Origin of the sequence: Stenotrophomonas sp. PS02298 (assembly GCF_029959445.1) — a bacterium.
In the GTDB taxonomy this organism is placed as follows: domain Bacteria; phylum Pseudomonadota; class Gammaproteobacteria; order Xanthomonadales; family Xanthomonadaceae; genus Stenotrophomonas.
The window spans coordinates 1-19325 of the sequence record NZ_JASCOR010000080.1 but is presented as its reverse complement, the minus strand read 5'-3'; the positions used below and the strand labels follow the sequence as shown (position 1 = coordinate 19325).

Sequence of the window (19325 nt, the reverse complement as noted above, 5' to 3'; positions counted from 1 at the left end):
CCGGCCTCTGCCTCACGCAGGAAGCCAATGATCTGCTCTTCGGAAAAGCGCTTCTTCATGTCCAATCTCCGTCTCGTTGGGGATTGAACTCCAAATCGCCGCGCTACTCAAAATCGGGGGAACGTCGTCTTCTCGCTCATGGCTTGGGCACATTTAAAATCGGCCCATTCGCTGAACTGAAAACCAACTATTTCCTCAACTTAGATCAGTTCTTTCCGGCCGATCTCCGCCTCTACTACTGGGTCTATCCGTACCAGCCGCAGATTGTGGGGCGAGCGTTGGCCAGGAAGGAGGCCGTTATTGGAGACGACGGCGTGCTTTTCTCGGTGATGAAGTTCTTTCCAATTGCTTGGCTGTGCTCGTTGGGGGACTTAAACGAGCGCGACTCAGCACTGGTGACCAGGGTGGATCACCTTGCGACTGACGACATCGAAGACTTCGTGAACTTGCGAATCAGCCCTTCACATCTACCCCATCCAAGGTGGCCCGAATCGCCAGGCCGCAATGGGATGGTCTTCCACAACAGCCTTGGAACGATCGCCAGACCCAGACGGGTTGAGTGCCCCCCCTGCTCCAACCAGTGACTGTTCAGGCTTTTCCCTGTAGCATCCACCCCGTCAGCGAGACTTTTGGCAGCTTTTCGTCACGTTTCACCCAAAAGTCGTTACAAATCAACGTTAAACCGGGGGTGCACTGGTTTCGACGGGGGTTGTGAAGTCGCTTGGCGCATGCCGAGGGGGTAGCTTTCCTCGTAAATCCAGCTGCAAAACTCTAGTTGCCAACGACGACAACTACGCTCTCGCCGCTTAAGGCGTAAGCCCCGAACCCACTTGTGCCCGTGCTCGTGGATGTAGGGTCATTATCACGGAACCGGCTGTGACGGCTGCCTGTCAGTCACGGCTTAACCAAAACAGGCTGGTCCTGGGGTGCGCTTTGCACACCGTGCTGCCACAGGACGAGACCCAACGGTGAGCTAAGCATGTAGTGCCGGGGATGGAGTGCCTTCGGACGGCGGTTCAATTCCGCCCACCTCCACCATTAGATGGACCGTCAAGGTCCCGATCAGGCCGGAAACCCAATAGCAGCATGGGTTTCCGGCCTTTTTTGTTTCCGCGTCCACGCGACTGCGGGAGTGCCCTTGGGCATTTGGAAGGAAGCTTCTCGCGCTGTGGCTTCATCCCGACGCTCCACTTGCCCGCGCTGGAAGGCCCCTTGGCTCTAGTTCCTGGAAGGGCGGGGCCTGACCAACCGACGACTCTGGACTAACAGCATCTTGCCACAGTCCCAATTTGGGACTATGGTTGCCACCATGCGAGTCATAGCCCTTTCGACGCTCAAGGCGTTCTGGCAAGACAAACCTGAATATGCCGATGCCGAAGAGCCGACGATGGCTTTGTACAAACATATTGCAGCCTCGGACTGGAGCCAGCCAGCGGAGGTCAAGTTGGATTTCGGCAGTGCAAGCATCCTCAAGGACAGCAGAGTTGTCTTCAACATCGCAGGCAACAAGTACAGGTTGATCGTCTGGATCAACTATCACTACCGAGTCGTATACGTGCGTTTCATTGGTACTCATCCGCAGTACGACGCCATCGACGCTCAAACCATTTGAGGTGATCCATGGATATCAAACCCATTAAAAATGAAGCCGATTACCGTGCAATGCTCGGCGAAATCGACGGCCTGATGATGGCCCTTCCTGACACTCCAGAGGGTGATCGCCTCGATGTCCTCGTCACGCTGGTGCAGGCTTATGAAGCAAAACACTATGCGCTTAAAGCGCCCAATCCTATTGCGGCCATCAAATTCCGCATGGAGCAATCTGGGCTCACGGTAAAGGACCTGGTCTCCAGCATTGGTCAGCCGAACCGGGTATATGAGGTACTGAACGGCAAGCGCGAGCTGACACTCCCAATGATCCGCAAGCTACACAGGAACCTTGGCATTCCCGTAGAGAGCCTTGTCGCAGCCTGCCCCCCTTCCCAAGCCTCATTGTCTGCGGCCTCCGTAGGTCAGCGTCCTGCCCTGCCCGTCTCGTAGCTCAGGTGGGCACCAGACCCCGCTCCCGCGTGGCGGAATGTGATGATCCAGATTGACGAACCGCGATTCGCCGAAGCCATCAGAACCAATCGCAAGGAGATAGAAGTGGAAATTTCCGTTCGTCCTGCCACCGCTGCTGACATGGAGCCCGTCGCCTCGCTCTTTGATCACTACCGGCAGTTCTATGGTCAAGCTTCCAATCCCGGCTTGGCCCGGGAGTTCATTGGTGCCCGTCTGCGGGAGGGATCCTCCCTGATCCTGGTTGCGGCTGATTCCACCAGCAGTCTTCTCGGCTTCACCCAACTCTATCCGCTGTTCGATTCCGTTGGTGCTACCAAAAGCTACGTTCTCTACGACCTGTTCGTGTCTCCAGACGCTCGCCGCCTGGGCGTGGCAAGAAAACTGATGGTTGCTGCGGTTTCTGTTGCGAAGGGGCTTGGTGCTGGACGCATTGAGTTGCAGACCGCGAAGGACAACATCCCAGCGCAAAGACTCTATGAAGCGCTCGGGTGGGCGCGGGACAACGACTTCTACATCTACGCCATCTCACCGTAAGACAACGCCGATGTTGGCAACACTGGCCAGCCGCCCGGGATAACTCCATCCCCATTACGCTGAGGTCGATATCGACGCCGGCACCTGGTTGGCGATGCAAGTCCCTTGGGCGCCCTTCCAGCCCCTCGACAACGGCTTTGTCAGATAAATCCTAGGCCAAGTAAGGTGTATCCCTCATTGTGGTAGTGGTATCCCCGACAGCACCATTACAGGCTATTGGCTGGCAGTCATAACAGCAGGTGCTGTATGGACTACGAGAAGTTGCGCGATCACTTCGACGTTCTGGCACAGCAGGTCGTGCAGGACGCTACCGCGCTTGGCGAATACGAGCGCAAACAGAAGCTGCTGGAGATGCACCAGCTTGTCGACCGGATTGTCGAGGTAGTACCGGACGATGACGAGCAGGCCGACGTCCTGTGCAGGCTGGAGGACCTGGTCTACCGCGCCAACAGCGCCATCAATGCCGCAGAACAACTTGAGAACCTCAGGAAGAAATGCGCCCTGGCCTATGACTGGTCATCGCTGGCGGACTGAGCGTCGCACTGACCGCTACGGGATTGCGCCAGCTACGGCGCGCGGTCCCAACACCTGCAAAAGCATCCACTACGCATCCAGGCGCCAACTCCGGCACCATAGCCACCAAGGCCGCCTCCTGGCGCGCACTGGATGCAGCACGGTCAGCTTGATCGTGCTGCCATACCCACCGTCATGGATTACGGCAATGGCAGCCCAACGCGGTTCCCAGCATTCCTCTACCCGGCTGATGAAAGCCGTCGCCAACGTGTTTTTGGCAGCCTCTGCGGTTTGCCCTGCACTCGCCGGCGCCGCCGCAGCACCCGAGCGGCAAGCTACCACACCCAAACTCGAAGGCAGCCAGCTCACGATGCTGGACGCCGCATTGGCGGGCTTGCCAGCCCAGCGCCCCGGCGTGACCGACATCTATGTACTCGGCGTGGCCGGCGATGCCGACGAAGACGTATTCCCCAATGAAGTGGCCTACCTGCGGCAACTGTCGGCAACGCGCTGGGGTGCCGAAGGCCGCATGATCAGCCTGGTCAACCAGCCTGCCCTGGGCCATGGCGGTCCTCCGCAGGTTCTGGCTACCGCCGACAGCATCGGCCATGCCCTCAATGGGCTCGGGCAGAAGCTGGACCCGGATGAAGACGTGCTGTTCCTCTACCTGACCAGCCACGGCCTGCATGACAACAGCGTCTACCTGCACACCGGCCGCGACCAGGAAGACTATCTGGCGCCGGCACAGCTGGCGCGGATGCTGGATCAAGCCCAGATCGGCAATGCGGTGATCGTGGTCTCGGCCTGTTTCTCGGGCGCCTTCGTACCGGCACTGATGTCTCCGCAGCGCATGGTGATCACTGCCGCGCGCAAGGACCGCCCATCCTTTGGCTGCGGCAATACCGATAGCGCTACCTGGTTTGGCCGCGCCTTCCTGGTCGAGGCCCTGAACGCCACCAACGACTTCGCCCACGCCTACACACTGGCTGCAGGCAGCGTGCGCCGCCGCGAGAAGGAACAAGGCGAGCTCCCCTCCGAACCGCAGTTCAAGACCGGCAAGGCCGTGGCTACTGTGCTCGAACAATGGCGTGCAGGCTTGCCGGACACACCTGCCGTGCCCTATCCCTTCGTATACCAGCGCCCTTCCGGGGCCAAGACCGTCACACCCAGGAGCAAACCTGTCACCAATAATCGCAAGAGCTGATTCCGCCCCACCGGCACTGGATGAAGCCGACCGGGCTACCCATTCAGGAAGGCAAGCGCCGCCGCCCGGCTTCTGCGAAAATACGGCATGACTGACTTCTCTTCCCTGCCGCTGTCGCCGGCACTCGCTCCTGGCATCGACGCGCTGGGCTATACCTCGATGACGCCGGTACAGGCGCTGGCCCTGCCGCCGATCATGGAAGGCCGCGATGTGATCGCGCAGGCCCCGACTGGCAGCGGCAAGACCGCCGCCTTTGGCCTGGGCCTGCTCAACCGGCTCGACCTGTCCGTCAGCCGTACCCAGGCGCTGGTGCTGTGCCCTACCCGCGAACTGGCCGACCAGGTCGGCAAGCAGCTGCGCAAGCTGGCCACCGGCATCCCCAACCTGAAGCTGCTGATCCTCACCGGCGGCATGCCGCTGGGTCCGCAGCTGGCCTCGCTGGAAGCACATGACCCGCAGGTCGTGGTCGGCACCCCCGGCCGCGTGCAGGAACTGGCGCGCAAGCGCGCATTGAACCTGGGCCAGGTCCGCAGCTTCGTGCTGGACGAAGCCGACCGCATGCTCGACATGGGCTTCGAGGAGCCGATCCGCGAGATCGCCGGTCGCACCCACAAGGACCGCCAGAGCCTGCTGTTCTCGGCCACCTTCCCGGAAGCGATCCGCGAACTGGCCCGCGCCCTGCTCAACGAGCCCGCCGAAGTCACTGTCGATGGCCAGGCCGAAGCCCCGGCCATCCAGCAGCTGTTCTTCGAAACCGAGCCGGCCAACCGCCAGAAGGCACTCGGCGGCTTGCTGCTGAGGTATACGCCGGAATCGGCGGTGGTGTTCTGCAACACCCGCAAGGACGTGGACGAAGTGGCCAACTCGCTGCGCCAGTTCGGCTTCTCGGCGTTGGCGCTGCATGGCGACATGGAACAGCGCGACCGCGACGAAGTGCTGATGCAGTTCTCCAACCGCAGCTGCAACGTGCTGGTCGCCAGTGACGTGGCCGCACGCGGCCTGGACGTGGAGGACCTCGCTGCCGTGGTCAACTACGAGCTGCCGACCGACATCGACACCTACCAGCACCGCGTTGGCCGCACCGGCCGCGCCGGTCGCAATGGTCTTGCACTGAGCCTGGTCGCCGGCCGCGAACGCAGCCGCGCCGATGCACTGGAAGCACAGCAGGGCAAGCCGCTGAACTGGCAGAAGACCCCGTTGGCAACCGCGCGTCCTGCAGAACTGCCGCAGGCAGCGATGACCACCCTGCGCATCGATGGCGGCAAGACCGACAAGCTGCGCGCTGGCGACATCCTCGGTGCGTTGACCGGCGATGCAGGGCTGTCGGCCAAGGCGATTGGCAAGATCGACATCTTCCCTACCCGCTCCTACGTGGCCATTGCCCGTGAGCAGGTCGGCAAAGCTCTTGCGCGCCTGGAAGCCGGCAAGATCAAGGGCAAGCGTTTCCGCGTTCGCAAGATGTAATCAGGCGCCGGCCCAGCCCGGCGCTTGAACGTGCGCATGACTTCCCAGCCGGACACCCGCTCTTCCAGCAATGCGGCTGATACGCACGCCACGGCCTTTCCGTGGCGTGCGGTATCCGCGGGTTGGCTGCTGCTGATCCTGGTCACCCTGCCGGCAGTACAGCTCACCGGCCCCTCCGCTGGCAGTCTGGCTCCCGTCGAGCTGATGCGTTCCCTGCTGTTCCTGCTTGGCATCTACAGCCCCTGGCTGCTGGCAACGCCTGGTCTTTGGCGGCTGTGCGCACGCTGGCCACTGGGCATGGGCAGCGATGCCCGGGCAGCGGGCAAGCTGTTGGCAGCCGGCATTGGCATCATTCCTGCGCTGTCGCTGATGGGCTGGATGTTTGGCTACTACCTCTCGCAGCTGGCGCTGCCCCGCGCGCTGCCCGACAGCTGGCTGCATGCGGTTGTCGCCACCAGCCTGTTCGCGCTCCCAACCTATGTTGCTGTCATCGGCATCGGCCAGGCACTGACCTATATCCGCCGCTATCGCCGCCGTGGCGAGCTGCTGGCGCAGGCGCGCGAGCAAGCATTGCGGGCGCGCCTGAATCACCACTTCCTGTTCAACGCACTCAATGCGATCGGCGCGCTGGGTTATCGCGATGCAGAGCGCGCCGACGCTGCCTTGGCGCAGTTGGGTGAGTTGTTGCGCAACCTGCTGCAGAGCGAACCTTTCGTCGCCCTGCGCGAGGAAGTGGCGCAGACGATGGCCTTCATCGAACTGCAGCGACTACTGCAGCAGCAGCCAGTGCAGGTGCAACTGCAGGCCAGCGCCGATGCTTGGGATGCGCGCGTGCCCAGCCTGCTGCTGCAGCCATTGATCGAAAACGCCGTGCGCTTCGCCAGCACCTCGGACACAGACGAGGCCACGATCAACCTGCAGTTCGAGTCGCGCGACGGTCTGCTTCACCTGCAGATCCGCAACCCGCTTGGCGATGCCGCAGGCGGCATGGGAATTGGCCTGCAAGCCAGCCGCGAACGCCTGCAGGCGATCTACGGCGAGCGTGCCACGCTGCACGCGCAATGCGACGGTGCGCACTTCCAGGTCAACATCCAGCTGCCGCTTGCCAGCGGCGAGCCCGCCGCATGATCCGCACCCTGCTGATCGACGACGTCGCACTGGCCCGCGAAAAGCTGCGTCATCTGCTGGGCGCGCATGCGGATATCCAGATCGTCGGCGAAGCGCCCAGCATCGCCCAGGCCCGTTCGCTGCTGGCTGCCGAACCGGTCGAGCTGTTGTTGCTGGACATCCAGCTACCCGATGAAGACGGCCTGCAGCTCGCGCGCAGCCTGGCCGCACCTGCACCGGCGATCATCTTCACCACCGCCCATGCAGAACATGCGTTGGCCTCCTACGAACTGGGCGCGCTCGATTACCTGCCCAAGCCACTGGATGCCAACCGTCTTGCTGTCGCACTGCACCGGCTGCGCAGGCATCTTGCACGCGAGACCATCAACCCGCTGGCACCGTTATGCATCCGCAATGGCAACCGCAGCGACTACGTGTCACCGACAGACATCGACTACATCGACAGCGCAGGCCACTATGCCTGCCTGCATGTCGGCAAGCAGGTGCACCTGTTGCGCGAGAGCATTGGCCGGCTCGCCGAGCAGCTGGCGCCGGCCGGCTTCGTGCAGGTACAGCGCGCGGTCATCGTCAATTGCGCACGGGTGCGCTGTCTGCTGCCACGCCGCAATGGCGATGCGACGCTGGAACTGCTGGATGGCACGCAGCTACCACTGAGCCGGCTGCACCGCGACGCCTTCGAATCGAAGATGGGCACGGCCGGCTGAGACGCACGGCTCATGCCAAGCCCGGCACGGCCTGCGCCATTGGTGGCGTCCAGTTGTTCCGTTGCACTTCCAGCAGCGGCAACATCGCGGGCCGCTCCTCGTTCACAACACCCATGCTCAAGCATCTCCTGCTTCCGCTGCTGCTCAGCTGCAGCTCCCTGGCCTTTGCCGCCGAACTGCGCGTACATCCCGTGGACGGTCCAGCCGATCAACCGGTGCAGATCAGCGTTGCCGGACTGCTGCCAACCCAAGCTGTGAAACTGCAACTTTCCATGCAGGACAGCAGCGGGAATCGATGGTTGGCGCACGCAAACTACCGTGCCGATCACAACGGCATTGCCGATACCGCCACTGCAGGCGCCGAGGCTGGCAGCTACGCGGGTGTCGATGGAATGGGATTGTTCTGGTCGATGCGGCCGGAAGCCGGTAAAGGCAGACCCACGCCACTGCCGATGCGCAGCGATGCCGACGGCCTGCGTTATGCACCAGCAACGATGCAACTGGAGGCTTTCGTCGATGGCGAACGGATCGGGCAACAGACCTTGCTGCGGCGGATCAATGCAGCCAACGTCGTTGCCACGCCTTTGCAGCTGCATGGCGTGGTGGGAAATCTCTATCACCCCGCTGGTGCGCTGGACGATGGCCGCCGACATCCAGTGGTCATCACCCTCGGCGGCGCCGAAGGCGGCATCGACACCGCGAATCTATATGCCGCCTGGTTGGCGTCCAACGGTTTCGTCGCCGTGGCTGTTGCCTATTACCGGATGCCCGGACTGCCCAAGGATCTGATTCGCGTCCCCATCGACCCGGTCAGCGACACGGTCGGCTGGCTGCGCGCCCAACCCTTTGCCGGCAAGGTCGGCGTGATGGGTGGTTCCTGGGGTGGCATCGTGGCAATGGCAGCCGCCGCGCATGATCCGCGCCTGCAGGCGGCAGTGTCATGGGTAGGCAGTCCCGCACCGTTCCGCGGTATCCGCCGTGATGTACAGCCGGCCGATTTCCGCGCCGTGGATGAGCCTGCCTTGAGCGTTGGTGGCCGCGACCTGCCGTTCCTGCCCTACGTGGAACAGCTCAACTGGAATCAGCCTGGTGCACACGCGGCAGCATTGGAGCAGGCGATGCTGCCGATCGAACGCATCAACGGCCCGCTGCTGCTGGTCGCAGGTGGTGACGATCAGCTCGGTGTTTCCGGCGAGATGGCGGCATTGGCGATGCAGCGCCTGAAGCGCCGCAGCGCGCCGCAAGCGGACGCCCTGTTGTATTACTCCGACGCCGGTCATCTGATCACGCCCTTCCTGCAGCCCACCACCTTCCGCAGCGACACTGGTCCTTACATCCCGGTTGGCGGCACTGCCGAAGGCTATGCCCGCGCCGACCGGGAAAGCGGCCCGGCAGTGTTGGCATTCCTGCGGCAGGCGCTGGCCGAAGGGGACATCCGGCTGACCCGCTGAACCTGCCTCAGGCCGCGCGAGCGCGCGGCGTTGCCCGGAATGCCGCGGCAACAATCGCCACGCTGGCTGCGACAAACAGCGCCAGCGCGGTGGTCTCGCCCATGCCGCGATGGATCAGCAGCAGGTACACGCCGATGCAGGTCGCCAGCGCAAACATCGGCCAGGCAACACGGCGGAACACGCGCCAGACCAGCACCGCGCTCAACAACCAGCCGCAGGCAAACGCCACCGGGTCCAGCGCCGGCGAGAACTCATACACATTGCAGATCACGAACCACGCAGTCCAGCCGAGCATCGCCAGCAGCAGCGCCAATCCACCCAACACACGCATGGCGCGCATCAGGCGAACACCGCCACGCTCTGGCGGCCGCGCATCACCACCCGGCCCTGCTCATCCCAGACCTGCATGTCCTGCGACGAATAACCGTCAGCCGCATGCTGGCTGAAGGAACGCAGCAGGAACCATTCGCCCTGCGGCGAAGGATCGAGCAGCTCAACGTTCCAGGTAATCGAGCTGATCGGCGCAGCAGCTTGGAAACTGGTGAACGCTGCCGGCGGCATCGCATCGCCCATCGCGATCAGAGCCACGGCAGGATCCACTCCGCTGGCATCCCGATGGCGAATCCAGGTCAGCAGCTCGGGAATCTCCGCAGCCGACACCGGCATCGCGCCACCGGCAGGACGCATCTGGAAGTTCCGGGTGAAGGCCGGCGCGAACGGCATCGCTGCCATATCGAAGTCGCGGTACGCGGCAGGCCCCTTGGCCGGCAGCTCGCCAGCGAAATCATGCGCAACCGCGCTGTCGCGGGCGCGCCCGAATACCAGCGACAAGCGTGCCGCCAATGCATCGTCGGAGTACACATCCACGCCGACATTCACCACCGACTTGCCCTCACGCAGGACCGCCGGCACGAAACGCAGCAGGCCGGCTGCAGGCCCGATGAAGGTCACCTGCATCGCGCGCAATGGCGGCAACACGCCTGCATGGTTTTGCATCGCCGCGGCCACCGCCAGCGCACTGAGCACGCCGCCGTAGGCGGTGCGTCCTTGTCGCCAACTGTCAGGGAGCAGCAGCCCTTGTTCACCATCGAAGGAAGACAGCAGCTCACTCAACGTCGGCATTCGGGACTCCGCGGATTGGGGTGGATCAGGTGCTCAGTAAACCAGTGTAGCGGCCAGCGGCAAACCATCAGGCCAGCGCTCACGGCCACCCAGGCCGTCCAGCTCCACCAACACTGCGCCGCCAACAACCTGCGCCTCAAGCTGCGCAGCCAACTGCAAGGCGGCGAGCAAGGTACCGCCGGTGGCCAGCACGTCATCGACCAGCAGCACGCGCGCGCCCGGCGGGGTTGCGCCGACGCTGACTTCGATGCGATCGGTGCCGTACTCCAACGCGTATTCCTGCTTCAGCGTTGCGCCCGGCAGTTTGCCCGGTTTGCGCACCGGCACGAAGCCCACGCCCAGCTCCAGCGCCAGCGCGGTGCCGAGGATGAAGCCGCGTGCCTCCACGCCCAGCACCGCATGCAGGCCGGCGTCACGCCACGGCTCGGCCATGGCCTGAACGGCGGCACGGAAGCAGGCGCCATCACCCAGCAGCGGGATGATGTCCTTGAACAGGATGCCGGGCTTGGGGAAGTCGGCGATGTCGCGGATCGGACGCGACCATTCGGGGTAGGCAGAGGAAGTCATATCGGTCATTCGTGGAGAGGTGCTCAGGAGCTGCACGACAGCATCGAGCAGCCGGCGCGGTTGCGCGCCCATTCCGGACGCTTGTCGGCAAAAGCCTCGCGCCCGGGTTGTTCGTCGTAAGGATGCCGCATCACGTCCAGCAAGTCCGTGATTCCGGCCATATCGCCTTGTTCGGCACGGTCGATGGCCTGCTGGGCCAGCCAGTTGCGCAGCACGTACTTGGGGTTCGCAGCCTGCATGGCATCAAGGCGCTGTTGCGGCGACTGCCCTGCGCCCTGGACCCGCGCGGCGTAGCGCTGCAGCCAGTCGGTCAGTGCCGGCAGCACCTGCTCGCGGGCAGCCGGCGAGTAGAAGGCCTGCTCCAGCGGGCCAATCTCCGGCGCGTCGATATCAATGGACGCCAAGGCGCGGAACGCCAGCGTCATGTCCATCTCGCCTTCCTGCAGCAGCTGCTGGAACTGCGCCATCAGCTCGGCGTCGCCGTCGCGGAACTCGCCCAGGCCGAGCTTGGCGACCAGATGCGCACGCTCTTCCGCCTCGTAGCGCGCGCGGAAGCCATCCAATCCGGCCTGCAGAGGTGCAACCTCGGCAAACAAAGGCGACAACGCCTGCGCCAATCGCACCAGATTCCAGTACGCCACCTGCATCTGCGTGCCAAAGCGGTAGCGTCGGCCCTGCGCATCGGTGGTGTTCGGCGTCCAGTCCGGATCGTAGTCCTCGACCCAGCCGTAAGGGCCGTAATCCAGGGTCAAACCGAGGATCGACATGTTGTCGGTGTTCATCACGCCGTGTACGAAGCCGACCCGCATCCACTGCGCGACCATCACCGCGGTACGCGTGCAGACCTGCGCAAACCAGTCGGCGTACAGCGCCTCGCCACTGCCCTGCAGCTCGGGGAAATCACGGGCGATGCAGAACTCGACCAGTTGCCGCAGCAGCCTGACATCACCGCGCGCCGACGGCAGCTCGAATGTGCCGAAGCGGATGAACGACGGCGCGACCCGGCACACCACCGCACCGGGTTCGGCCTGCGGATGGCCGTCGTAGAACATGTCGCGCATCACCGCCTCGCCGGTGCCGACGAGGCTCAATGCGCGGGTGGTGGGCACACCGAGATGATGCATGGCCTCGGAGCACAGGAACTCGCGCAGTGACGAACGCAGCACCGCTCGGCCATCGGCGCCGCGCGAATACGGCGTGGGACCCGCACCTTTGAGCTGCAGCTCCCAACGTTTGCCGCCGGCCAGCAACTCGCCCAAGGAGATGGCGCGGCCATCGCCAAGCTGTCCGGCCCAATGGCCGAACTGATGGCCGCCGTAATTGGCGGCCCACGGCTGCATGCCGGCGAACAAGGCATTGCCACCAAAGACCTCGGCAAACTCCGGGCTGGCAATCGTTGTCGGGGCGAAGCCAAGCAGGCCTGCGACCTCAGCCGAGTGCGCCAGCAAGCGCGGTGCAGCCACCGGCGTCGGCATCACAGCCGACCAGGCGGCACCCAGCACCTCGCGGCGGCGCGCGCCGGTTTCAGGATCACCGGGCAGCTCGCGCTGGAAGCGGTTATCAAATAGCGGGGGCGTGTCGTTCATCATCTGAAAGTGGGGACTGCCGGGCCATGCTGCAAGCGCGGCCCGCCGTACTCAACGAGCGCCGCCGATCAGATCCAGCGCGCCGCCACGCTGCTCGGCTCGCTGATAGGCCGGCCGTTCGGCGATGCGGGCCAGGAAAGCCTGCAGCTTCGGATAGTCCGTCATGGGACCGGCGCGGACTGCCGCCGCCTGGACCGGGAAACTCATCTGGATGTCAGCCGCACTGAAACGCTCGCCGGCAAACCAGGTGGATTCGCCCAAGGCCTGCTCCATCCAGTTCAGGTGCAGACGCAGCTGTGGGCTGATGAAGCTCTTCATCACTTTGTCGACGATGCTGTGGGCAATCGGCTTGGCGAAAAATGGCAGAGGAGCCTTGCGTACCTTGGCGAACACCAGGCTCATCACCAGCGGCGGCATCGCCGAGCCTTCGGCGTAGTGCATCCAGTAGTGATATTGCAGGCGTTCCGACGCCTCCACTGGCAGGGGCTGCGGCGACAGGCTGCGCTGCAGGTCATAGCGGTCAGCCAGGTATTCCAGGATGGCACCGGATTCGGCCAGGATCAGTGCGCCGTCCTGCAGCACCGGTGATTTGCCCAGCGGATGTACCTTGCGCAGTTCCGGCGGCGCCAGCCAGGTCTTGGGGTCACGCTTGTAGCTGACCACGTCGTAGGCCAGGCCCAACTCTTCCAGCATCCACAGCACGCGCTGCGAACGCGATTGTTCCAGATGGTGCACGGTGATCATCGCTGGCTCCAACGTCATTCAATCGACACGAGACAACATCCTAGCCAACACCTGCAGAACGCAGCGTCAGGGCAAGGCGAAGCCCGATGCGAAAACACAAATAAAAACGCCGGAAGCTTTCGCTTCCGGCGTTCCAAGCGACCTTACGGTAGCAAGGGGTCGATTAGACCGCCTGCACCTGGTCAGCCTGCATACCCTTCTGGCCCTGCACGGCGACGAAGGTCACCTTCTGGCCTTCCTGCAGCGACTTGAAGCCGTTGCCCTGGATGGCGCGGAAATGCACGAACAGGTCCGGGCCGCTTTCCGGGGTGATGAAGCCGAAGCCCTTGGCGTCGTTGAACCACTTGACAGTGCCGGTCTGACGATCAGACATGTACTAACTCCTGAAACATAAGTTGAAATAATCGCGGCCACCGGATATCGGGGCCGAGACTGAGTTGCAGGCGTTGGTAAAGCGGATCGATGAGCCGATCAAGAAGATCAACTGCATCAGGCCACGATTCACGGTGACCCTTGCAAGCACAGTGGGATGGACAATACGCCGCTTTGTTCCAAAAAGCGATAATTACCGTATTCAGAAACCCAATTTGATTCAGTTCGTCCATTAAGTCGCTGAAAACAGTCAATTTTCTGACGATAGCCCGGAACCGGCAAAGTCCGAAAATCCAATAGACTGCGCGGCATGAGCCCTGAAGACGCCATTTCCGCCACTCCTTCACCCACCCGGATCTGGGTCGATGCCGATGCCTGCCCCGTGGTGATCAAGGAAATCCTGTTCCGCGCCGCCGAACGGGCCAAGCTCGAGACCGTACTGGTCGCCAACCAATGGCTGCGCACCCCGCCCTCGCGCTTCATCCGTGCCATGCAGGTGCCGGGTGGGCCAGATGTTGCCGACGACGCCATTGCCGAGCGGGTGAATCCCGGCGACCTGGTCGTTACCCAGGACATTCCGCTGGCAGCGCGTGTACTGGAGAAACAAGCCGTCGCACTGAATCCGCGCGGTGAGCTCTATACCGCCAATACCATCGCCGAGCGGCTATCGGTGCGCAACTTCATGGAAGAACTGCGTGGTGCTGGCGTTCAGACCGGCGGCCCGGCCACCTTGCACGCGCGCGACCGCCAAGCCTTTGCGGCCCAGCTCGACCGCTGGCTGGCGCAGCGGCGCTGAAGCTCACACCAGCTCACGCACACTGCGGAATTCCCGCTGCTGGCCGGTGAGTGGATCCACGAAGGCCAAGCGCCGCGCCAACAGTTGCAGCGGCTGCCGGTAGTCCTCCGGCGCGCGCTCGATCACCTGCGGGTAGAAATCGTCACCGATGATGGGCGCTCCCAGCGCGGCCATGTGCACTCGCAACTGGTGCTTGCGCCCAGTCACCGGCTCCAAGGCGTAATGCCACACATCGCCACGCCGCTCGATCACATCCACCTGGCTCAAGGCATTGGCCTCGCCCGCCAACTCGACCATGCGGAAGAACGGTTCGCCGCAGCCGATGCGACTGTTCCGCTGCAGCGGGAACTGCAGCGTCGGCAGGGCCGGGGCCAGGGCCTCATAGCCCTTGTCGATGCGACGCTCGGCAAACAGCCGCTGGTAGGCGGCGCGCGTCTGCGGATTGCAGGAGAACAACACCAGTCCCGCAGTGCCACGATCAATCCGGTGCAGCGGCACCAGCTCGCGATTGCCGGTGCTGGCGATCAATCGCGCGAGCAGGGTCTGGCGCACGAAGCGCCCGGCCGGGGTGACCGGCAGGAAATGCGGCTTGTCGGCTACCAGCAGGTGTTCGTCCTGGTGCAGGATCTGCTCGGCGAACGGTATCTCCGGCTCGTCGGCAACCTCACGGAAGTACTGGATCTCCTGCCCTGCCCGCCATGGCTGCGCCGGCAGCAGCGGCCGGCCATCGCCGCCCAGCACCCGCCCGCGCGCAAACCGGTCCAGCCATTGCGCCTGGCTTATCGCCGGAAACCGCGCGCACAAACCCTCCAGCAGGCTGGTCCACGGGCCTGGCGCAAGTTGCAGGCGGCTGGGCAGATCATGATCAGGCACGTCGGGGCGGGTCCGTTGCAGGGCAAGGCATTATGATGGGCGGTCTTTGTACCCGGTATTCCCATGGCCCTCACCGCCACCATCCGCAAGGCCGAGCTGCAGATCAGCGACATGGACCGCGGTTACTACGCGACCCACAACCTGACCCTGGCCCAGCATCCCTCCGAGACCGACGAGCGCCTGATGGTGCGCCTGCTCGCCTTCGCCCTCAACGCCGAGGACCGGCTGGAATTCGGCAAGGGCCTGAGCAGCGAGGACGAACCGGACCTGTGGCAGCTGGACTACACCGGCGACATCGAGCAATGGATCGACCTGGGCCACCCGGACGAATCACGCGTGCGCAAGGCCTGCAACCGCAGCCGTCGCGTGCAGATCGTCAACTACGGCGGCAATGCCTCCGATATCTGGTGGCAGAAGCAGGGCAAGCACCTGACCCGTTTCAACAATTTGTCGGTGATCGACCTGCCGTCCGCGTTCGTCGAACGCTGGGGTGAGCAGGTGCAACGGGCGATGCGCTGGAGCGTGCTGATCCAGGATGGCGAGGTGCAGATCCTCAATGATCACATCCAGCTGGACGTGATCCCGGTCTGGCGCAAGCGCCCGGCGGAGTAAGCAGTAGTGGCTGACAAGCTAATCCGCTGCGACGTACTGGTGATCGGCGCTGGCGCCGCGGGGCTGATGTGCGCGCTCACGGCCGGCCAGCGCGGCCGCATCGTGCAGGTGATCGATCATGCCAACAAGGTTGGCAAGAAGATCCTGATGTCCGGCGGCGGCCGCTGCAACTTCACCAACACCGGCACCACCGCAGCCAACTTCATCTCCAACAACCCGCACTTCTGCAAGTCGGCGCTGGCGCGATATACACCGGCCGATTTCATCGAGATGGTCGAACGCCACGGCATCGCCTATCACGAGAAGGAGCTGGGCCAGCTGTTCTGCGACATTTCCTCCAAGCAGATCGTGAAGATGCTGCTGGACGAGTGCTCCGACGCCGGCGTGCAGATCCGCACCGATTGCGGCGTGCAGCAGATCGAGCGCGGCGCCGATGGCTTCCACGTGCGTACCGCGCAGGGGCAATTCCACAGCGCCTCGGTGGTGATCGCTACCGGCGGGCTGTCGATCCCGAGCATGGGCGCCAGCGGCTTCGGTTACGAAGTGGCCCGTAACTTCGGCCATGAGCTGCTGCCGACGCGTGCCGGGCTGGTGCCGCTGACTCTGAGCGGCACCCACCAGGAACGCTTCGCCGAGCTCAGCGGCGTTGCGCTGCCGGTGGAGGCGCGCTGCAACGGCAAGAGCTTCCGTAATTCCATGCTGATCACCCATCGCGGCGTCAGCGGCCCGGCGATCCTGCAGATCTCCTCGTACTGGCAGGCGGGCAATGACCTGCGGCTGGACCTGCTACCCGATCACGATGCAGCCCAATGGCTGCGGCAGATGAAGCGCGAGCGCGGCGCCTCCGAGCTGCGCACCGTGCTGTCCGAAGTGATGCCGCGGCGGCTGGCCCTGCGCCTGTGCGAGCAATGGCTGAAGGACAAGCCGATGCGGCAGATGGACGAGCCCGAGCTCAAGGCCGCCGCCAGCCTGCTGTCCGATTTCCCGCTGGTCGCCAGCGGCACCGAAGGCTACCGCACCGCCGAAGTCACCCTGGGTGGCGTGGACACGCGCAAGGTTTCTTCCTCGACGATGGAATCGCAACTGGTACCCGGCCTGCACTTTGTCGGCGAGGTACTGGACGTGACCGGCTGGCTGGGCGGCTACAACTTCCAATGGGCCTGGGCCTCTGGACGTGCTGCCGGGATGGCGGTGTAAGCCGATTCATCAATCCGGATTCATCAACTCACCATGCCCGGCACATGCTCGGGCACGGCACCTGCCGGCATGCGCCGCGACCGCTGGCGACAGCGTCCTGACGGCAGCCTTGGGACTACACTCACGGGAGTACGTCACAGGCAAGCGATCTGCGCATAGACGCCAGCGCCGTGCATCGTGTATTAAACCCCGTCCCCCGGGAGTCCTGAATGCAGAACGCCAAAGACATCACCTTGCGCTTGCTGATCGTTGACGACAGTGCCGAGAGCGCCGAGGCCATCGTCAGCACCTTGCGCAACAGCGGCATCGCAGTACGCCCGTCGCGGCCGCAAAGCGTCGAGGAGCTGAGCCAGACGCTGAGCCAGCCCATCGACCTGGTGCTGGCGGCCAACTCTTACGTTATTCCGCAACTGGTGCTCACCCAGCAGGTCGCGGCCAGCGGCAAGGACATCCCGATGATCCTGCTGACCGACAGCATTGATGCACAGATGCTGCTGGACTCGGCCGCCAATGGCATCCGCGCCATCGCACTACGCCAGCAACCGGATCACCTGTTGTCGGTGGTGCAGAACGAATGGACGGACCTGCAGGCGCGACGCGGCCTGCGCCGGATCGAGGCACAGATGCGCGAGACCGAGCGCCGCTGCGACGCGCTGATCTCTTCCTCGCGCGATCCCATCGCCTACATCCACGAAGGCATGCACATCCGCGCCAACGAAGCCTATCTGGACATGTTCGGATTCGAGTCGTTCGAGGATGTGGAAGGCATCTCGCTGCTGGACATGGTGGCACCGCAGCATGTGGAGAACTTCAAGCAGCTGCTCAAGTCGCTGAGCAAGGGCGAAGCACCGCCACCGCAATACGAAGTGCACGCACGCAACCAGGATGGCGACACCTTCCCGGCGACGATGGAATTCACCGCTGCCACCTATGAAGACGAGAGCTGTTTCCAGATCGTGTTCCGGCGCCGCGAAGAGTTTGACCCGGAACTGGCGCGCGAAGTCGAAGCCCTGCGCCAGCGCGACCAGGTCACCGGCCTGCTCAACCGCCCGACCTTCATGGTGCAGCTGGAGAAGGCCGTCGCACAGGTTGGGCGCAGCGATGGCCAGTACGGCTTCCTGCTGGTCGAACCGGATCACTACGCACGCCTGTTGCCCGATATCGGCCTGGATTCGGCAGATGCATTGATTGCAGCGCTCGGCCAGAAACTGGCCCATGCAATCGGCGAGGACGCGCAGCTGGCACGCTTTGGCGAGCACAACTTCGCCCTGCTGACCGAAGGCGATTACACACATACCTCGCAGATGGCTGAACGGGTACGCGGCGCCTTTGCATCGTCGGTGTTCAGCATCGGCGAACGCTCGGCCACCGTCACCGTCAGCATCGGCGGCGTGCAGGTAGGCGAGAAGATCGCCAGCGTTGGCCAGGTTCTGAACCGCGCCAATGACTGCGCACGCGCCGCCATCGAACTGGGCGGCAACACCTTCAAGGTGTTCGACCCAGGCGCGGCCGACCGTGTCGAGGAGGAGCGCATCCAGAGTTGGGTACAGCGCATCCGCCAAGCGCTGTCCGGCGATGGCTTCCATCTGCGCTTCCGCCCCGTGCTGAACCTGATGGGCGAGCCGATCCAGCTCTACGACACCTCGCTGCAGATGGAAAACAACGGCGAGATGGTGGGCCCGCCCAGCTTCCTGCCGATCGCGCAGGAACATGAACTACTGGCCCCGATCAACCGCTGGGTGGTGGCCAACGCCATCCGCGCACTGGGCGAGCGTCGCCGCGCGGGTCATCGCACGCACCTGATGGTGCGCATCACCCCGGAGTCCTTCTCCGACCCCGAACTGCTGACGGTGATCCGCAGCGGCCTGCAGGCCGAAGGTGTGGAAGGCGCGCAGCTGTGGTTGCAGATTCCCGAGGCCAAGGTATTCACCCACCTGCGCAATGCGCAGCAATTCCTGGCAGATGTCACAGCGCTGGGCTGCAAGGTTGGCCTGGAGCAGTTTGGCTCGGGGCTGGATTCGTTCCAGCTGCTGGCGCACTTCCAGCCAGGCTTCCTCAAACTGGACAGTGCTTTCACCGCTGATCCGGCATTGGCCAAGGAACAGCTGGAGAAGACCCAGGAAATCACCACCAAGGCACAGTCTGCGGGCATTCTGACCATCGCCGAGTTTGTTGCCGATGCGTCGACGATGAGCCTGTTGTTCAGCGCTGGCGTGGATTACGTGGAAGGCGATTTTGTCGGGCCGCCGACGGCTCAGATGGATTTTGAGTTTGGTTGATGGTTTCTGTGGGCTGCTTGTTTGCGCCAAGAGCTGCCCTCACCCCAACCCCTCTCCCGCAGGCGGGAGAGGGGCTCAGTCCACTACGAGCTGAAGCATTGCTAGCCCCTCTCCCGCC

Annotated in this window: 21 protein-coding genes and 1 other RNA gene; 15 read left to right on the top strand and 7 right to left on the bottom strand. The window is 63.6% G+C overall.

What is annotated here, in order from left to right; translation table 11 throughout:
* From QMX78_RS12855 to QMX78_RS12805, 11 genes are all read left to right on the top strand, one after another.
* A partial coding sequence (locus QMX78_RS12855) for a hypothetical protein (RefSeq protein WP_282270126.1) occupies window positions 1-584 on the top strand: 584 nt, incomplete at its 5' end.
* A 100-nt stretch (window positions 585-684) separates the two neighbouring features.
* Window positions 685-1038: a transfer-messenger RNA gene (gene ssrA / locus QMX78_RS12850) on the top strand.
* Window positions 1039-1309: 271 nt separating this feature from the next.
* Entirely contained in the window at window positions 1310-1612 is a 303-nt protein-coding gene (locus tag QMX78_RS12845) for a type II toxin-antitoxin system HigB family toxin (protein ID WP_343239262.1), read from the top strand.
* An 8-nt stretch (window positions 1613-1620) separates the two neighbouring features.
* Window positions 1621-2040, top strand: a complete 420-nt coding sequence (locus tag QMX78_RS12840) for a transcriptional regulator (RefSeq protein WP_282270120.1) — start codon at window positions 1621-1623, stop codon at window positions 2038-2040.
* A gap of 42 nt (window positions 2041-2082) precedes the next feature.
* Window positions 2083-2595, top strand: coding sequence for a GNAT family N-acetyltransferase (locus QMX78_RS12835; RefSeq protein WP_282270118.1), 513 nt, complete (start codon window positions 2083-2085; stop codon window positions 2593-2595).
* Between the two features lie 246 nt (window positions 2596-2841).
* Window positions 2842-3129 carry a hypothetical protein gene (locus QMX78_RS12830; protein WP_282270112.1) on the top strand — a complete coding sequence of 96 codons (288 nt, stop codon included), beginning with the start codon at window positions 2842-2844 and terminating at the stop codon, window positions 3127-3129.
* A gap of 187 nt (window positions 3130-3316) precedes the next feature.
* A complete protein-coding gene (locus tag QMX78_RS12825; RefSeq protein ID WP_282270110.1) occupies window positions 3317-4312 on the top strand; it encodes a C13 family peptidase in 996 nt (331 codons plus the stop codon).
* A gap of 87 nt (window positions 4313-4399) precedes the next feature.
* A complete protein-coding gene (dbpA, locus tag QMX78_RS12820; protein ID WP_282270108.1) occupies window positions 4400-5776 on the top strand; it encodes an ATP-dependent RNA helicase DbpA in 1377 nt (458 codons plus the stop codon).
* 36 nt (window positions 5777-5812) lie between these two features.
* Window positions 5813-6904, top strand: coding sequence for a histidine kinase (locus QMX78_RS12815; protein ID WP_282270106.1), 1092 nt, complete (start codon window positions 5813-5815; stop codon window positions 6902-6904).
* Window positions 6901-7608 carry a LytTR family DNA-binding domain-containing protein gene (locus tag QMX78_RS12810; RefSeq protein WP_282270103.1) on the top strand — a complete coding sequence of 236 codons (708 nt, stop codon included), beginning with the start codon at window positions 6901-6903 and terminating at the stop codon, window positions 7606-7608. The genes QMX78_RS12815 and QMX78_RS12810 overlap by 4 nt, the downstream gene beginning before the upstream one ends.
* Before the next feature lie 113 nt (window positions 7609-7721).
* Window positions 7722-9059 (top strand): acyl-CoA thioesterase/BAAT N-terminal domain-containing protein, encoded by a 1338-nt coding sequence (locus QMX78_RS12805; RefSeq protein ID WP_282270101.1) that lies wholly within the window; start codon window positions 7722-7724, stop codon window positions 9057-9059.
* Window positions 9060-9066: 7 nt separating this feature from the next.
* Here QMX78_RS12805 and QMX78_RS12800 read toward each other — a convergent pair whose 3' ends face one another.
* From QMX78_RS12800 to QMX78_RS12775, 6 genes are all read right to left on the bottom strand, one after another.
* Window positions 9067-9399, bottom strand: a complete 333-nt coding sequence (locus QMX78_RS12800; RefSeq protein ID WP_282270099.1) for a hypothetical protein — start codon at window positions 9397-9399, stop codon at window positions 9067-9069.
* Window positions 9399-10181 (bottom strand): thioesterase family protein, encoded by a 783-nt coding sequence (locus QMX78_RS12795; protein ID WP_282270097.1) that lies wholly within the window; start codon window positions 10179-10181, stop codon window positions 9399-9401. The genes QMX78_RS12800 and QMX78_RS12795 overlap by 1 nt, the downstream gene beginning before the upstream one ends.
* 33 nt (window positions 10182-10214) lie before the next feature.
* Complete coding sequence (locus QMX78_RS12790; RefSeq protein WP_282270095.1) at window positions 10215-10757, bottom strand: adenine phosphoribosyltransferase; 543 nt, start codon at window positions 10755-10757, stop codon at window positions 10215-10217.
* A gap of 14 nt (window positions 10758-10771) precedes the next feature.
* A complete protein-coding gene (locus QMX78_RS12785; RefSeq protein WP_282270093.1) occupies window positions 10772-12334 on the bottom strand; it encodes a YdiU family protein in 1563 nt (520 codons plus the stop codon).
* Window positions 12335-12385: 51 nt separating this feature from the next.
* Window positions 12386-13078, bottom strand: a complete 693-nt coding sequence (locus QMX78_RS12780) for a glutathione S-transferase (RefSeq protein WP_282270091.1) — start codon at window positions 13076-13078, stop codon at window positions 12386-12388.
* A 163-nt stretch (window positions 13079-13241) separates the two neighbouring features.
* Window positions 13242-13451, bottom strand: a complete 210-nt coding sequence (locus tag QMX78_RS12775; protein WP_054659637.1) for a cold-shock protein — start codon at window positions 13449-13451, stop codon at window positions 13242-13244.
* A 309-nt stretch (window positions 13452-13760) separates the two neighbouring features.
* On the opposite strand from QMX78_RS12775, the gene QMX78_RS12770 reads away from it, so the two are divergent.
* Window positions 13761-14246 (top strand): YaiI/YqxD family protein, encoded by a 486-nt coding sequence (locus QMX78_RS12770; protein WP_282270086.1) that lies wholly within the window; start codon window positions 13761-13763, stop codon window positions 14244-14246.
* Window positions 14247-14249: 3 nt separating this feature from the next.
* On the opposite strand, the gene QMX78_RS12765 is transcribed toward QMX78_RS12770, so the two are convergent.
* Window positions 14250-15119: a pseudouridine synthase gene (locus tag QMX78_RS12765; RefSeq protein WP_282270085.1), complete on the bottom strand. Its 870-nt coding sequence runs from the start codon at window positions 15117-15119 to the stop codon at window positions 14250-14252.
* Between the two features lie 63 nt (window positions 15120-15182).
* Between QMX78_RS12765 and QMX78_RS12760 the strand changes: the two genes are divergently transcribed.
* From QMX78_RS12760 to QMX78_RS12750, 3 genes are all read left to right on the top strand, one after another.
* Window positions 15183-15731, top strand: a complete 549-nt coding sequence (locus QMX78_RS12760) for a YaeQ family protein (RefSeq protein WP_282270084.1) — start codon at window positions 15183-15185, stop codon at window positions 15729-15731.
* A 6-nt stretch (window positions 15732-15737) separates the two neighbouring features.
* Window positions 15738-16928 (top strand): NAD(P)/FAD-dependent oxidoreductase, encoded by a 1191-nt coding sequence (locus tag QMX78_RS12755; protein WP_282270082.1) that lies wholly within the window; start codon window positions 15738-15740, stop codon window positions 16926-16928.
* 209 nt (window positions 16929-17137) lie between these two features.
* Window positions 17138-19207 (top strand): EAL domain-containing protein, encoded by a 2070-nt coding sequence (locus tag QMX78_RS12750; protein ID WP_282270080.1) that lies wholly within the window; start codon window positions 17138-17140, stop codon window positions 19205-19207.
* Window positions 19208-19325: the final 118 nt, after the last annotated feature.